Genomic DNA, 12963 nt, shown 5'->3' on the forward strand with positions numbered 1-12963 from the left:
CAGGAGGGACACGTTGATTCGCCGGCCCGCGGCCCCGCCCGTGATGTGGTGAGCGACCATGACCACGACCGAAGGACTGGCGTCGGCCGAGGGGCTGCTCGTGCCCCCGGGCCATGGCCGCGTGGTGCAGACGCCCGCCCAGCGCGTGACGTTCAAGGTGACCGGCACGCACTCGCGGATGGCCTCCACCTTCGAGGTGGAGGTCCCGCCGGGCTTCGACGTCGGCGCCCATGTGCACTCGCGCAGCGAGGAGTTGTTCTACGTACTCGAGGGCGAGCTGGACGTGCTCGCCTTCGAGCCGAAGATACGGACACCCGACAACTGGCAGAAGTGGGAGTCGATTTCGGGCAACCGCGTGGTGCGGGCCACCCCCGGCACGGTGATCGTCGTACCGCCGGGCTGCCCGCACGCGTTCGCCAACGCGACGGACACCCCGGCGAGGATGTTCTTCCAGGCGTCTCCCCCGCCCGACCACGAGCGCTACTTCGAGGAGTTGCTGGAGATCCTGGGCAACGGGGGCCCACCGGACCACGAGGCCATCGAGGCACTGCGGAAGCGGTACGACATCGAGCAGCTGACGCCCTTGAGGCACCGGTAGGCGTCGCGGCCCCCGTGGCCCCGCGGCGCTACCGGATCGGCATGCCCGACAACGTACGCGCGATGACCAGCCGCTGGATCTCGCTCGTGCCCTCGAAGATCGTGTAGATCGCGCTGTCGCGATGCATGCGCTCCACCGGGTACTCCCGCGTGTACCCGTTGCCGCCCAGGATCTGGACGGCCTGCGCGGTGACCTTCTTCGCGGTCTCGCTGGCGAACAGCTTGGACATCGAGCCCTCGGCCGCGGTGAACGGCTTGCCGTTCACCGCCATCCAGGAGGCGCGCCAGACCAGCAGCCGGGCCGCGTCGACGGAGGTGCGCATGTCCGCGAGCTGGAAGGCCACGCCCTGGTTGTCGATGATCGGCCGGCCGAACTGCTCACGGGTCTTCGCGTAGTCGAGGGCGACCTCGTAGGCGGCCCGGGCGGTGCCCACCGCCATGGCCCCCACCGCGGGGCGGCTGGCCTCGAAGGTGGCCATCGCCGCGTTCTTCACGCGCTCGCCGCCGCCCGCCCTGGCCCGCTCCCGGGCCCGGGCGAGGCGCTCGTCCAGCTTCTCCTTGCCGCCGAGCAGGCAGGAGCCGGGCACGCGGACGTCGTCGAGGACGACCTCGGCCGTGTGCGAGGCGCGGATGCCGTGCTTCTTGAACTTCTGACCCTGGGCGAGGCCCGGCGTGCCCGGCGGGACGATGAAGGAGGCGTGCCCCTTGGAGCCCAGCTCCGGGTCGACCACGGCGACGACGACATGGACGTTCGCGATGCCGCCGTTGGTCGCCCAGGTCTTGGTGCCGTTGAGCACCCACTCGTCCTTGGCCTCGTCGTAGACGGCCCGCGTGCGCATGGATGCCACGTCGGAGCCGGCGTCGGGCTCGGAGGAGCAGAACGCGGCGACCTTGACGTCGTTGACGTCGCCGTACATCTGCGGGATCCAGGTGCCGATCTGCTCCTCGGTGCCGTTGGCGAGGACGCCCACCGCGGCGAGACCGGTGCCCACGATGGACAGGGCGATGCCCGCGTCGCCCCAGAACAGCTCCTCCATGGCCATCGGTATGCCGAGGCCGGTGGGGTCGAAGTACTGCTGGGCGTAGAAGTCGAGGGAGTAGATGCCGACCTTGGCCGCCTCCTGGATGACCGGCCAGGGAGTCTCCTCGCGCTCGTCCCATTCGGCGGCCGCGGGGCGGATGACGTCGGCGGCGAAGCCGTGCAGCCAGTCCCGGACTTCCTTCTGCTCGTCGTTGAGCTCCATGGTGAACTCGGCCATGTCCCCTCCAGCGGCGCACGTGCGTGTTACTTACGGTAACCCGAGTGTGTTACCGACGGGTAGGAAAAGTCAATTCCCTGTGCCCCGTCGGCATCCCGTTCGATACCGGGGGCCCGCCGGGTGTTAGTTTGCGCAGGCGTCACCGAAACAGCACGGGTGGGGAGAACTCATGGACACCACGCAGCGGACCGACCAACAGCGGTCCGCCGACCACCGACGGCGCGAGCTGCTGGAGGCCGCCGACCGAGTGGTGCTGCGCGACGGCCCCAAGGCCTCGATGAACGCCATCGCGGCGGAGGCCGGCATCACCAAGCCGATCCTCTACCGCCACTTCGGCGACAAGGGCGGCCTGTACGCGGCCCTGGCCAAGCGGCACACCGACGCCCTGCTCGACTCGCTGCGCGCGGCACTGGACGCGCCGGCGGCCCGGCGTGAGCGCGTCGAGTCGACCCTGGACACCTACCTCGCGGCGATCGAGGCCCGGCCCCAGGTGTACCGCTTCCTCATGCATCCGGCGGAGGGCTCCCCGAACGAGCAGGGCTTCGACGTCGGCAGGCACAGCGTGCCGGTGCTGCGCAGGATGGGCGAGGAGCTGGCGCAGGTCATCGAGGACCGGGTCGACCTCGGGCCGGGCAGCCAGCAGCTGGCACGTGTCTGGGGGCACGGCATCGTCGGCATGATGCACGCGGCGGGCGACTGGTGGCTGGGCGAACGGCCCTGTTCCCGCGCGGACTTGGTGCGCGGGCTTGCCGACCTGCTGTGGGGCCGCCTGGCGGCGGCGGGCGACAGGATGGGCGGCCCGGGCTTCTGACCGCCTCGCCCCGGACCTCGCCCGAGGCCTCCTCACACGATCCGGGAGCGCGGCCGCACCCGCGGTCGCGCCTGTGGTGTACCGGTCGCCGTTCACGGCCTCGGGCAGGTCATGCGGGGCACCGGCCCCACGGCGCCCGCGCGGCCTGCCGCAGCACCTTCCGCTTGCGCCACCCCGCGAGCCGATCCGCGTAGACGCGGCCCTCGAGGTGGTCGTACTCGTGCTGCAGGCACCTGGCGAAGAAGCCGGTGCCGTGCACCGTGACCGGCTCGCCGGTCACCGTGAAGCCCTCGACGACCGCGTGATCGTACCGCTCCGTCCCCGCCTCCAGGCCGGGCAGGGACAGACAGCCCTCGGGACCCCGGATCACCACACCGTCCGCCTCCACCAGCCGCGGGTTCACGAGGTGTCCCAGGTGACGCACGTCCTCGTCGTCCGGGCAGTCGAACACGAACACCCGCAGGCTCTCGCCGACCTGGTTCGCGGCCAGGCCGACCCCCTGCGCGGCGTACATCGTCGCGTACAAGTCCTCCACAAGTTCCGCCAGTTCGGGGCCGAAGTCGGTGACCTCGGCGCACGGTGCATGCAGTGCGGGGTCGCCGAGCAGGGAAAGCGGCCGGACGCGCCCGCGGGCGCCCGGGATCGAGCCGTGTCGCATGGCGGCAAGGGTACGGTCCTCCCAGCCGCGCGAAGGGCGCGCGGACGCCAAGACGGTGCCACGATTCGGGCACGTGAGTGGATCTCGATAGGCTGAGGGCCACGCCACGTTGCCAAACGGCTCAGGCGCGGCGCGTACGCAAGGAGGATCGAGGACTGATGGCAGGCAACTCGGACCCGCTCTCGCCGCGGGCCAAGCTGGCCGTGACGGCGGGCAAGGCGGTCGCGGCGGCATCACGCGCCGCGGGGCGCGGCAGCGGATCGGTGATCGGCGGCCGGGTCGCCCTGAAACTCGACCCCGACCTGCTCGCCCGGCTCGCCCAGAACCTGGATGTGATCCTGGTCTCGGCGACCAACGGCAAGACCACGACCACGCGGCTCATCGCGGAGGCGCTGCGCGCCGCGGGCCCGGTCGTCTCCAACGCGCTGGGCGCCAACATGCCGGCCGGCATCACCTCGGCGCTCGCGGGCGACTCGGACTCCCGGTTCGCCGTGATCGAGGTCGACGAGAAGTACCTCGCGGGTGTGGCCCGGGACACCGACCCCAAGTGCATCGCGCTGCTCAACCTCTCCCGCGACCAGCTCGACCGCGCCGCCGAGACCCGGATGCTCGCCGAGAACTGGCGCGAGGGCCTGGCCGGGTCCAAGGCCGTCGTCATCGCCAACTGCGACGACCCGCTGGTGGTGTGGGCCGCGTCCTCCTCCCCCAATGTGATCTGGGTCGCGGCCGGCCAGATGTGGAAGGACGACGCCTGGTCGTGCCCGGCCTGCGGCGGCGTGATGCAGCGCCCCGGCGACGACTGGTTCTGCGGTGAGTGCGGCTTCCGCCGCCCGACCCCCGCCTGGGCGCTCTCCGGCGACCACGTCCTCGACCCGCACGGCTCGGCGTGGCCGATCCACCTCCAACTGCCGGGCCGCGCCAACAAGGCCAACGCGGCCAGCTCCGCGGCCGTCGCCGCCGTCTTCGGGGTGCCCCCGCAGGTCGCCCTGGAGCGCATGTACCAGGTGCAGGCGGTCGCGGGCCGCTACGACGTCGTCCAGTTCGAGGGCCGCGACCTGCGCCTGCTGCTGGCGAAGAACCCGGCCGGCTGGCTCGAGACGTTCTCCCTGATCGACCCGCCGCCGGCCCCGGTGGTCCTCTCCGTGAACGCGCGCGGCGCCGACGGCACCGACACCTCCTGGCTGTGGGACGTGGACTACACGCGCCTGACCGGCCACCCGATCTTCGTCATCGGTGACCGCAAGCTGGACCTCGCCGTGCGTCTGGAGGTCGCAGGCCAGCACTTCCAGGTCTGCGACAACCTCGACCAGGCCGTGCAGCTGGCCCCGGCCGGCCGGATCGAGGTCATCGCGAACTACACCGCGTTCCAGGACCTTCGCCGCCGCGTCGGCAACTGACCGCATCTTTCAACGGAGTGACGATCCCTTCATGAGCGACAACCAACTGCGGCTGGTGTGGATCTACCCGGACCTGCTCAGCACCTACGGCGACCAGGGCAACGCGCTCGTCGTGGAGCGCCGGGCCCGGCAGCGCGGCCTGGACGTGGCACGACTCGACGTGCGCAGTGACCAGCCGATCCCGACGTCCGGTGACATCTACCTCATCGGCGGCGGCGAGGACCGGCCGCAGCGACTCGCGGCCGAGCGGCTGCGCCGCGACCAGGGTCTGTACAAGGCCGTGGAGAACGGCGCGATCCTCTTCTCCGTGTGCGCCGGCTACCAGATCCTCGGCCACGAGTTCATCAACGACCTCGGCCAGCGCGAGCCGGGCCTCGGCCTGCTCGACGTGATCTCGACGCGCGGCGAGGGCGAGCGCTGCGTCGGCGACGTCCTCGGGGACATCGACCCGCGCCTCGGCCTGCCCCCGCTGACCGGCTTCGAGAACCACCAGGGCGTCACCCACCTCGGCCCCACCGCCCGACCCTTGGCCCAGGTCCGGTTCGGCCGGGGCAACGGCACGGGAGACGGCACGGAGGGCGCGTACAACGACACCGTCTTCGGTACGTACATGCACGGCCCGGTGCTCGCCCGCAACCCGCAGATCGCCGACCTGCTGCTGAAGCTGGCGCTCGACGTGAACGCGCTGCCGCCGACCGACGACCGCTGGTACGAGGCGCTGCGGGGCGAGCGCATCGCGGCCGCGGAGCAGTCCGCCTAGCAGCCCGGGGCTCATGGGTCCGCCTGACAGGCCGTCCGCTCACATGGGCGGGCGCGTCCAGCAGGCGGACGCCCGCTGCGGGGCCTCCCCCCGGCGCCGGTAGGGTGGCCGGAAGAGACAAGCCGGACAGCGTGGTCCGGTCGACAGGACCACGTGGAGAAGGTATTTCGGCCTATGCGCATTGGTGTCCTCACGTCCGGCGGCGACTGCCCCGGACTCAACGCCGTCATCCGGTCCGTCGTGCACCGTGCGGTCGCCGACCACGGCGACGAGGTCATCGGTTTCCGGGACGGCTGGAAGGGTCTCCTGGAGGCCGACCACGTCAAGCTCGACCTCGACGCCGTGGGCGGCATCCTGACCCGCGGCGGCACCATCCTCGGTTCGTCCCGGGTCCGCCCGGAGCAGCTGCGGGACGGGGTGGAGCGGGCCAGGGGCCATGTCGAGGAACTGGGCCTGGACGCGATCATCCCGATCGGCGGCGAGGGCACGCTGAAGGCGGCCCGGCTGCTGTCCGACAGCGGCCTGCCCATCGTGGGCGTGCCCAAGACCATCGACAACGACATCGCGGTCACGGACGTCACCTTCGGCTTCGACACGGCCGTGACCGTCGCCACCGAGGCCCTGGACCGGCTGAAGACCACGGCCGAGTCCCACCAGCGCGTGCTGATCGTGGAGGTCATGGGCCGCCACACCGGCTGGATCGCGCTGCACTCCGGCATGGCGGCCGGCGCCCACGCCATCGTCGTACCGGAGCGGCCCTTCGACATCGAGGAGTTGACCCGCACGGTCGGCCGGCGCTTCGAGGCGGGCAAGCGCTTCGCCATCGTGGTGGCCGCCGAGGGGGCCAAGCCACGCCCCGGCTCGATGGACTTCGACGAGGGCGGCAAGGACGTCTACGGCCACGAGCGCTTCGCCGGGATCGCCCGGCAGCTCTCCCTGGAGCTGGAGCGGCGCCTCGGCAAGGAGGCCCGACCGGTCATCCTCGGGCACGTCCAGCGCGGCGGGACGCCCACGGCGTACGACCGGGTGCTGGCGACGCGCTTCGGCTGGCATGCGGTGGAGGCCGTCCACCGCGGGGAATTCGGCCACATGACCGCGCTGCGCGGGACCGACATCGTGATGGTGCCGCTGGCCGAGGCGGTCGAGACGCTGAAGACGGTGCCCCAGGACCGCTACGAGGAGGCCGAGTGCGTCCTGTAGGACGCCGCTGAGCCGCCCCAGCGAAACCGCCCCCGGTCACGGACGTGGCCGGGGGCGGTTCTACCCTGGTGCGGACAGAGGCGCCCAACCCCCCACAGGCGCACAACCCCCACGAATTCAGGAGCCGGCGGATGGATCACAGCGGGCACGGCATGACGATGGATCTGCCGCCGTTCACGCTGGGACGCGGTCTCGAGTGGTCGGCGGACCCGTTCTTCCTCGTCGCCTGTCTGGTGGGGCTCGGGCTGTACGGATGGGGTGTCGTACGACTGCGGCGGCGCGGTGACGCGTGGCCGGCCGGGCGGACGGTGTCGTACGCCCTCGGCGTGCTGACCATCGGGCTGATGATGTGCACCCGGCTGAACGACTACGGCATGGTCATGTTCAGCGTGCACATGGTGCAGCACATGGTGATCAGCATGCTGTCGCCGATCCTCATCCTGCTGGGCGCCCCGGTCACGCTGGCGCTGCGTGCGCTGCCCGTCGCGGCGCGGGGGCGCAAGGGTCCGCGCGAGCTGCTGCTGGCCCTGCTGCACAGCCGCTACATGCGGATCATCACCCACCCCGCGTTCACGATCCCGCTGTTCATCGCGAGTCTGTACGCGCTCTACTTCTCCCCGCTGTTCGACTTCCTGATGGGGTCGAGGGGCGGGCACATCGTGATGATGGTGCACTTCCTCGCCGTGGGCGTGGTGTTCTTCTGGCCCATCATCGGTGTCGACCCCGGTCCGCACCGGCCGGGTTATCTCATGCGGATGCTGGAGCTGTTCGCGGGCATGCCGTTCCACGCGTTCTTCGGTATCGCGCTGATGATGGCGTCGACGCCGATGGTCGAGACGTTCCGCAACCCGCCGGCCTCGCTCGGCATCGACGCGCTCACCGACCAGAGCTCGGCGGGCGGCATCGCCTGGGCGTTCAGCGAGATCCCGTCCGTCCTGGTGCTGGTCGCCCTGCTGTTCCAGTGGTACGGCTCCGAGCAACGGCAGGCCAGGCGCAAGGACCGGGCGGCCGACCGGGACGGCGACAAGGAACTCCAGGCTTACAACGCCTATTTGGCCTCACTGAACGCACGCAAGGGCTGAGGGCCGCCCCGCTCACCCCCAGCGCGCCCGTGGCGAACCCGCGAGGAGCGCCCCGGGCGGCGGCTCGCCCGCGTCGGAGCGCCCCACCGCAAGCGCGCTCTGAAGCGCCCGGCGAGGACCCGCACGGCCCGGGTGGCGCGGGCCGGCGCGGAGGCCCGGCACGCGGCGGGACCGCGCGACCTCGTGGACCGTCGAGGACCCCTGGAAATCGGACACCCATGTCGTCGTCTGCGCCGTTCGGAGGCAGAACGGGGCACCATGGAGGGACACGAACCATGAGGAGGGTCGCGATGCCCGGTTCTTCGAACGGTTCCACGAAGGCGATGGGAGTGCTCACGGTCGGCGGACTCGTCGTGGTGACGGCCTACACGGTGGCGCTCGGCGGCAACGGCTGGCTGTGGTTCGGCTGGGTCGTCCTGGTTCTGCTCACGCTCACCATGGTCGTCACGCGGGACGCGTGAACCCGTCCGCCGGCGCACCGGGATCCGAGCCGCGGGCGCTCACTCGGTCCTGAGGCGCCCCGCCGAGTGCACCCCTGGCTGGTACTTCGGCAGCCGGGCGGTGATCTTCATGCCCGCTCCGGCCGCGGTCTCGATGACGAGGCCGTGGTCGTCGCCGTACACCTGGCGGAGCCGGTCGTCGACATTGGACAGGCCGATGCCGCCCGAGGGGCTGATCTCGCCGGCGAGGATGCGGCGCAGCTGCTCGGGGTCCATGCCGACGCCGTCGTCCTCGATGACGACCAGGGCCTCGGCACCGGCGTCCTGCGCGGTGATCTGGATGTGGCAGGCGTCGGCCTTGCCCTCCAGCCCGTGTTTGACGGCGTTCTCGACGAGGGGCTGCAGGCACAGGAACGGCAGCGCGACCGGCAGCACCTCGGGGGCGATCTGCAGGGTGACGGAGAGACGGTCGCCGAAGCGGGCGCGGACGAGGGCCAAGTAGTGGTCGATGGCGTGGAGCTCGTCGGCGAGGGTGGTGAAGTCGCCGTGCCTGCGGAACGAGTAGCGGGTGAAGTCGGCGAACTCGAGGAGCAGTTCGCGGGCGCGCTCGGGGTCGGTGCGGACGAACGAGGCGATCACCGCGAGCGAGTTGAAGATGAAGTGCGGGGATATCTGGGCGCGCAGGGCCTTGATCTCGGCCTCGATGAGCCGCGTACGGGACTGGTCGAGGTCGGCCAGCTCCAGCTGGACGCTCACCCACCGGGCCACCTCGCCGGCCGCCCGGACGAGGACGGCGGACTCGCGCGGCGCGCAGGCCACGAGCGCGCCGTGCACCCGGTCGTCGACGGTGAGCGGCGCGACCACGGCCCAGCGGACCGGGCAGTCGGCGATCTCGCAGGCGAGCCGGAACGCCTCGCCGCGGCCGGTCTCCAGGGGGCCCGCCAACCGCGCCATGATCTCGCCGCGGTGATGGCCGCCGACGCCGTCCCAGGCCAGCACCGCATGATGGTCGGCCAGGCACAGCGCGTCCGTGCCGAGCAGCGTGCGCAGCCTGCGGGCCGAGCGGCGCGCCGTCTCCTCGGTGAGCCCGGCGCGCAGCGGGGGTGTGGCGAGGGAGGCGGTGTGCAGGGTCTGGAAGGTGGCGTGTTCGACGGGCGTCCCGAGCCCGCCGAGACTCTCCGGCCGTGCCGTGCGCCGCCCGAGCCAGAAGCCGCCGGCGAGCAGCGGAAGCACGGCGACGCACAGCCCCGCCAGGAAACCACTCACGCCGTCGCCTCCACGCACCCCTTGACCTGCACACCGCTCACGCCCCGGCCCCCGGCCCTTCCGGCACACCGCTCACGCCTTCGCCTCCGCCCGCAGTTCCTCCGGCAGGTGGAACCTGGCCAGGATCGCCGCCGTTCCGGGCGGCACGCGTGCCGCGGTGGCCAGGGACACCAGCACCATCGTGAAGAAGGCGAGCGGCACCGACCACAGCGCGGGCCAGGCAAGCAGGGCGTGCAGCGGCCCCGTGCCGGGGAAGCCCGCCATGGTCGCGGCCACGGCGACCAGTGCGGAGCCGCCTCCCACCACCATTCCCGCGGCCGCCCCGGGCGGGGTCAGCCTCCGCCACCAGATGCCGAGGACGAGCAGCGGGCAGAACGACGACGCCGACACCGCGAAGGCGAGTCCCACCGCGTCGGCGACCGGGAGGCCGCCCACCAGCACGCTCGCGGCCAGCGGTACGGCCATGGCGAGCACCGTGCCGAGCCTGAAGTGCCGTACGCCGCGCGCCGGGAGGACGTCCTGGGTGAGGACGCCCGCCACGGCCATGGTCAGCCCCGACGCCGTGGACAGGAACGCGGCGAAGGCGCCGCCCGCGACCAGCGCGCCGAGCAGGTCGCCGCCCAGGCCGCCGATCATCCGGTCGGGCAGCAGCAGGACCGCCGCGTCCGCCTGGCCGGTGAGGGTCAGTTCGGGGGCGTAGAGCCGGCCGAGGGCGCCGTACACGGGCGGCAGCAGGTAGAAGCCGCCGATCAGGGCGAGGACGGCGACGGTGGTGCGGCGAGCGGCGCCGCCGTGCGGGCTGGTGTAGAAGCGGACGACGACGTGCGGCAGGCCCATGGTGCCGAGGAAGGTGGCGAGGATCAGTCCGTACGTCGCGTACAGCGGGCGCTCCTCGCGGCCGGCGGCGAGCGAGGTGGACATGCCGTCGTCAGCGCCCCGGGCGGCGGTGGGGACGCGGGCGCCGGGGGCGAAGGTCAGATGGGTGCCGCGCTCGATGCGGTGCGTGCCGGCCGGGAGCCTGACCCGGGCGGCCTCGCGCGGGCGGCCGTCGACCGTGCCGGTCACGGTGACCGTCAACGGCCGGTCCAGGGCGAGTTCGACGGTGTCCTGGACGTGGACGGAGCGCTGCCGGCGGAAGGCGGCCGGTTCGTCGAAGGGGTGGTGGGGGGCGCCGTCGCCCTGCCAGGCGAGGGTCAGGAAGAGGGCGGGGACGAGGAGGGCGGTGAGCTTGAGCCAGTACTGGAAGGCCTGGACGAAGGTGATGCTGCGCATGCCGCCCGCGGCGACGGTGGCCACCACGACCGCGGCCACGATGAACCCGCCGAGCGCCTCGGGCGCACCGGTGAGCACCGACAACGTGAGCCCCGCGCCCTGGAGTTGGGGCAGCAGGTAGAGCCAGCCGACGCCGACGACGAAGGCCCCGGCGAGCCGTCGTACCGACTGCGAGGCGAGCCGGGCCTCGGCGAAGTCGGGGAGCGTGTAGGCGCCGGAGCGGCGCAGCGGGGCGGCGACGAACAGCAGCAGGACCAGGTATCCGGCGGTGTAGCCGACCGGGTACCAGAGCATGTCGGGGCCCTGGACGAGGACCAGGCCGGCGATGCCGAGGAAGGAGGCGGCGGAGAGGTATTCGCCGCTGATGGCCGCCGCGTTGAGGCGGGGGCCGACGGTGCGGGAGGCGACGTAGAAGTCGGAGGTGGTGCGGGAGATGCGCAGCCCGAAGGCGCCGACGAGGACGGTCACGACGACGACGAGCGCGACGGCGGGGACCGCGTAGCCGGAGTTCATCGGTCCTCGACGAGGTGCACGAAGTCCCGTTCGTTGCGCTCGGCGCGGCGCACGTACCAGCGGGCGAGCAGGACGAGGGGCGCGTACAGGCAGAAGCCGAGGACCAGCCATTCGAGGCGGCGGGCCTCGGGGGCGGCCGCGAACACCAGCGGCAGCGGGCCGACGAGGAGGACGAGGACCGCGAACGCGGCCAGGGCGGCGCGCAGTTGGGTGCGCATGAGGGAGCGGACGTAGGTGTGGCCGAGGGTGGTCTGTTCGTCGATCTCGGTGCGCGGCCGGTAGTAGCCGGAGGTCCGCCGGATGCGGCGGGGCGGTCCGGTGACGACGACGCGGCGCTCGGTGGGCTCCACTGGGGCTACCCCTGTCCCGCGGTCCGGCGCATCAGCAGGTCCCGCAGCTCGCGGGCGTGGCGGCGGCTGACCTGGAGTTCCGCGGTGCCGACCAGGACGCTCACGGTGCCCGCGTCCAGGCGGAGTTCGCCGACGTGGCGCAGCGCGACGAGGTGGCGGCGGTGGATGCGGACGAAGCCGCGGGAGCGCCAGCGGTCCTCCAGGGTGGACAGGGGGATGCGCACGAGGTGGCTGCCGCGGTCGGTGTGCAGGCGGGCGTAGTCGCCCCGGGCCTCGACGTGGGTGATGTCGGCGACGGCCACGAAGCGGGTCACGCCGCCGAGTTCGACGGGTATGTGGTCGGGGTCGGGTTCGTGCACGGGGATCCGCGGTGCGGCGCCGCGCAGTTCGGCGGCCCGGCGCACGGCCTCGGCGAGGCGTTCCTTGCGGACGGGCTTGAGGACGTAGTCGACGGCGTCGAGGTCGAAGGCGCGGACGGCGAAGTCCTCGTGGGCGGTGACGAACACGACCAGCGGGGGCCGGGCGAACCCGGTGAGCAGCCGCGCCATCTCCAGTCCGTCGAGGCCGGGCATCTGCACGTCGAGGAAGACCACGTCGATGGCCTCGGGGCCGTCCGGGCCGGACTCCAGGGCGCGGGTGATGCGGCGCAGCGCCTCGGTCGCGTCGCCGGCTCCCTCGACGCTGCTGACGCGCGGATCGGCGCTCAGCAGGTAGAGGAGCTCCTCCAGCGAGGGTCGTTCGTCGTCGACGGCGAGGGCGCGCAGCATGAACGTGGAGTGTAGGAGGAATCCGGACCACTGGACATGTCGCGGGCGTGGACGTACCCGCTGGATACGGTGCCCTACAGTGCCCGCATGAACAGCAGGGCGGCCCAGTTCGACGAGCTCGACCGGAAGATCATCACCGCGTTGATGGCGAACGCCAGGACCAGCTTCGCCGAGATCGGCGCGGCGATCGGCCTGTCGGCCACCGCGGTCAAGCGGCGCGCCGACCGGCTGCGCGACACCGGCGTGATCACCGGGTACACGGCCACGGTGAAACCGTCGGCGCTGGGCTGGCGCACGGAGGCGTACGTCGAGGTGTACTGCGACGGCGCGGCGCCGCCCAGGCGGCTGACGGAGGTGGTCCGCAACCACCCGGAGATCGCTGCGGCGATGACGGTGACGGGCGGCGCGGACGCGCTGTTGCATGTGCGGGCGCGGGACGTCGAGCACTTCGAGGAGGTGCTGGAGCGGATCCGCACGGTGCCGTTCATCCGGAAGACGATCAGCGTGATGGTGCTGTCCCACCTTCTCCCCGACAGCCCGGAGGCGGGCGCCACCCACCCGGCGCCGGAATAAACCTACCGGCGCGCAGCG

General features: G+C 72.2%; 14 protein-coding genes. 8 read left to right on the forward strand and 6 right to left on the reverse strand.

Going from position 1 to position 12963, the window contains the following annotated elements:
• The first annotated feature begins 58 nt into the window (after positions 1-58).
• Positions 59-598, forward strand: coding sequence for a cupin domain-containing protein (locus tag ABZ910_RS17920; protein ID WP_361365464.1), 540 nt, complete (start codon positions 59-61; stop codon positions 596-598).
• A gap of 28 nt (positions 599-626) precedes the next feature.
• Here the strand turns inward: ABZ910_RS17920 and ABZ910_RS17925 are convergent, their stop codons facing one another.
• On the reverse strand, positions 627-1856 hold the full coding sequence (locus tag ABZ910_RS17925; RefSeq protein WP_361365467.1) for an acyl-CoA dehydrogenase family protein: 1230 nt from the start codon (positions 1854-1856) through the stop codon (positions 627-629).
• 169 nt (positions 1857-2025) lie between these two features.
• Between ABZ910_RS17925 and ABZ910_RS17930 the strand changes: the two genes are divergently transcribed.
• Positions 2026-2667 (forward strand): TetR family transcriptional regulator, encoded by a 642-nt coding sequence (locus ABZ910_RS17930; protein WP_361365470.1) that lies wholly within the window; start codon positions 2026-2028, stop codon positions 2665-2667.
• 109 nt (positions 2668-2776) lie between these two features.
• On the opposite strand, the gene def is transcribed toward ABZ910_RS17930, so the two are convergent.
• Positions 2777-3325, reverse strand: a complete 549-nt coding sequence (gene def / locus ABZ910_RS17935) for a peptide deformylase (protein WP_361365473.1) — start codon at positions 3323-3325, stop codon at positions 2777-2779.
• 158 nt (positions 3326-3483) lie between these two features.
• On the opposite strand from def, the gene ABZ910_RS17940 reads away from it, so the two are divergent.
• The 5 genes from ABZ910_RS17940 to ABZ910_RS17960 all read left to right on the forward strand — a co-directional run bounded on the left by ABZ910_RS17940 (position 3484) and on the right by ABZ910_RS17960 (position 8225).
• A complete protein-coding gene (locus ABZ910_RS17940) occupies positions 3484-4722 on the forward strand; it encodes a MurT ligase domain-containing protein (RefSeq protein ID WP_361365476.1) in 1239 nt (412 codons plus the stop codon).
• 31 nt (positions 4723-4753) lie between these two features.
• Positions 4754-5482, forward strand: a complete 729-nt coding sequence (locus ABZ910_RS17945; RefSeq protein ID WP_361365479.1) for a glutamine amidotransferase — start codon at positions 4754-4756, stop codon at positions 5480-5482.
• Between the two features lie 174 nt (positions 5483-5656).
• Positions 5657-6682, forward strand: coding sequence for a 6-phosphofructokinase (locus ABZ910_RS17950; RefSeq protein ID WP_361365482.1), 1026 nt, complete (start codon positions 5657-5659; stop codon positions 6680-6682).
• A 131-nt stretch (positions 6683-6813) separates the two neighbouring features.
• A complete protein-coding gene (locus tag ABZ910_RS17955) occupies positions 6814-7764 on the forward strand; it encodes a cytochrome c oxidase assembly protein (protein WP_361365484.1) in 951 nt (316 codons plus the stop codon).
• Between the two features lie 290 nt (positions 7765-8054).
• Positions 8055-8225: a hypothetical protein gene (locus tag ABZ910_RS17960; RefSeq protein ID WP_361365487.1), complete on the forward strand. Its 171-nt coding sequence runs from the start codon at positions 8055-8057 to the stop codon at positions 8223-8225.
• Positions 8226-8264: 39 nt separating this feature from the next.
• Here ABZ910_RS17960 and ABZ910_RS17965 read toward each other — a convergent pair whose 3' ends face one another.
• From ABZ910_RS17965 to ABZ910_RS17980, 4 genes are all read right to left on the reverse strand, one after another.
• Positions 8265-9470 carry a histidine kinase gene (locus tag ABZ910_RS17965; protein ID WP_361365489.1) on the reverse strand — a complete coding sequence of 402 codons (1206 nt, stop codon included), beginning with the start codon at positions 9468-9470 and terminating at the stop codon, positions 8265-8267.
• Between the two features lie 72 nt (positions 9471-9542).
• Positions 9543-11255, reverse strand: coding sequence for a cation acetate symporter (locus tag ABZ910_RS17970; protein ID WP_361365492.1), 1713 nt, complete (start codon positions 11253-11255; stop codon positions 9543-9545).
• A complete protein-coding gene (locus tag ABZ910_RS17975) occupies positions 11252-11605 on the reverse strand; it encodes a hypothetical protein (protein ID WP_361365495.1) in 354 nt (117 codons plus the stop codon). The genes ABZ910_RS17970 and ABZ910_RS17975 overlap by 4 nt, the downstream gene beginning before the upstream one ends.
• 5 nt (positions 11606-11610) lie before the next feature.
• Positions 11611-12372, reverse strand: a complete 762-nt coding sequence (locus ABZ910_RS17980) for a LytTR family DNA-binding domain-containing protein (RefSeq protein WP_361365498.1) — start codon at positions 12370-12372, stop codon at positions 11611-11613.
• 87 nt (positions 12373-12459) lie between these two features.
• Here ABZ910_RS17980 and ABZ910_RS17985 point away from each other — a divergent pair, with 87 nt between their 5' ends.
• Entirely contained in the window at positions 12460-12945 is a 486-nt protein-coding gene (locus tag ABZ910_RS17985; RefSeq protein WP_361365501.1) for an Lrp/AsnC family transcriptional regulator, read from the forward strand.
• Positions 12946-12963: the final 18 nt, after the last annotated feature.

The sequence above is a fragment of the Streptomyces sp. NPDC046805 genome (genome assembly GCF_040645355.1).
In the GTDB taxonomy this organism is placed as follows: domain Bacteria; phylum Actinomycetota; class Actinomycetes; order Streptomycetales; family Streptomycetaceae; genus Streptomyces.

What these genes read in the sequence shown, in the direction of transcription:
- ABZ910_RS17940 (WP_361365476.1), top strand. Translation starts at nt 3,484, where the DNA reads ATGGCAGGCAACTCGGACCCGCTCTCGCCGCGGGCCAAGCTGGCCGTG.
- def (WP_361365473.1), bottom strand. Translation starts at nt 3,325, where the DNA reads ATGCGACACGGCTCGATCCCGGGCGCCCGCGGGCGCGTCCGGCCGCTT.
- ABZ910_RS17955 (WP_361365484.1), top strand. Translation starts at nt 6,814, where the DNA reads ATGGATCACAGCGGGCACGGCATGACGATGGATCTGCCGCCGTTCACG.
- ABZ910_RS17925 (WP_361365467.1), bottom strand. Translation starts at nt 1,856, where the DNA reads ATGGCCGAGTTCACCATGGAGCTCAACGACGAGCAGAAGGAAGTCCGG.
- ABZ910_RS17985 (WP_361365501.1), top strand. Translation starts at nt 12,460, where the DNA reads ATGAACAGCAGGGCGGCCCAGTTCGACGAGCTCGACCGGAAGATCATC.
- ABZ910_RS17970 (WP_361365492.1), bottom strand. Translation starts at nt 11,255, where the DNA reads ATGAACTCCGGCTACGCGGTCCCCGCCGTCGCGCTCGTCGTCGTCGTG.
- ABZ910_RS17930 (WP_361365470.1), top strand. Translation starts at nt 2,026, where the DNA reads ATGGACACCACGCAGCGGACCGACCAACAGCGGTCCGCCGACCACCGA.
- ABZ910_RS17980 (WP_361365498.1), bottom strand. Translation starts at nt 12,372, where the DNA reads ATGCTGCGCGCCCTCGCCGTCGACGACGAACGACCCTCGCTGGAGGAG.
- ABZ910_RS17950 (WP_361365482.1), top strand. Translation starts at nt 5,657, where the DNA reads ATGCGCATTGGTGTCCTCACGTCCGGCGGCGACTGCCCCGGACTCAAC.
- ABZ910_RS17920 (WP_361365464.1), top strand. Translation starts at nt 59, where the DNA reads ATGACCACGACCGAAGGACTGGCGTCGGCCGAGGGGCTGCTCGTGCCC.
- ABZ910_RS17945 (WP_361365479.1), top strand. Translation starts at nt 4,754, where the DNA reads ATGAGCGACAACCAACTGCGGCTGGTGTGGATCTACCCGGACCTGCTC.
- ABZ910_RS17960 (WP_361365487.1), top strand. Translation starts at nt 8,055, where the DNA reads ATGCCCGGTTCTTCGAACGGTTCCACGAAGGCGATGGGAGTGCTCACG.